The 1,211-nt window shown below is 75.0% G+C and carries 1 pseudogene; it reads left to right on the top strand.

The features are described from left to right. Nucleotides 1-1,145 (top strand): annotated as a pseudogene (locus L1885_RS28475) (sensor histidine kinase); the annotation flags it as partial. Between the last annotated feature and the right edge of the window lie 66 nt (nucleotides 1,146-1,211).

Consider the following 1,211-nt stretch of genomic DNA (forward strand, 5'->3'; position numbering starts at 1 on the left):
CGGCGGTCGTGACCGTGCTGCGGACGACCGGCACCGAACCCACCACCGGGGCCTGGGTCGCGCTCGCGGGCACCGCGCTCGTCGCGCTCGGCTCCGTGGCGGTCGCCGCGCTCGGGGCCGAACGCACGGCCCGGAGCGTCCTGGAGCGCTGCCACGCCCTGCGCCGCACCAGCGCGCGGGGCCAGGAGGAGCTGCGCTCCGTCCTGGAGCGGCTGCGCCGCGGCGACCGGGTGACCGTCCGCCGCACGCCTCCAGGACCGCACCTGCCGGGCGACGAGATCGACCGGCTGGAACGGGAGCTGACCAGGGCGCAGGAGGCCGCCGTCGGTGCGGTCGTGCAGGCGTCGCAGCTCTCCAGCAGCGCGGGCGACGAGCAGCGCGTCGAGGTGTTCGTCAACCTCGCCCGGCGGCTGCAGTCGCTCGTGCACCGCGAGATCCAGCTGCTCGACGACCTGGAGAACGAGGTCGAGGACCCCGAACTGCTCAAGGGCCTCTTCCACGTGGACCACCTGGCCACCCGCATCCGGCGGCACGCGGAGAACCTCGCCGTCCTCGGCGGCGCAGTCTCCCGCCGCCAGTGGAGCAGGCCCGTCACCGTGACCGAGGTGCTGCGCTCCGCCGTCGCCGAGGTGGAGCAGTACCCCCGCGTCACCCTCGTGCCGCCGGTCGACGGCACCCTGCGCGGCCACGCCGTCGCCGACGTCATCCACCTGCTCGCCGAACTCGTCGAGAACGCCACGCTGTTCTCCGCGCCGCACACCCAGGTGCTGCTGCGCGCCCAGCGGGTCACGGCCGGGATCGCGATCGAGGTGGAGGACCGCGGACTCGGCATGCCGGCCGAGGAGCAGAAGCACATGAACGGCCTGCTCTCCGACCCGGACCAGGTCAACGTCGCGCACCTGCTCCAGGACGGCAGGATCGGCCTCTTCGTGGTCTCCGCGCTCGCCCGCCGGCACGGCATCGCCGTACGGCTCCAGTCCAACATCTACGGTGGCGTCCAGGCCGTCCTCGTCCTGCCCGAGGCGCTCCTCGGCGACCTGGACGACACCGGCGCCGGCGTTCGGCCGCAGGCCGCCGCGGGCGCGGCACCGCCGCCCGCGCGGATCGAGCCTCCCGCGTCACGAAGTCCGCGCTGCTGCGCACCGCGCGCCTGATCATGGCCGGCTCCGCCATGGTCCCGGACTCCGTCCCGCGCCCCCGCCCGCACGGCT

The organism is Streptomyces fuscigenes (genome assembly GCF_021556455.1).
GTDB classification, from domain to species: Bacteria; Actinomycetota; Actinomycetes; order Streptomycetales; family Streptomycetaceae; genus Streptomyces; species Streptomyces fuscigenes.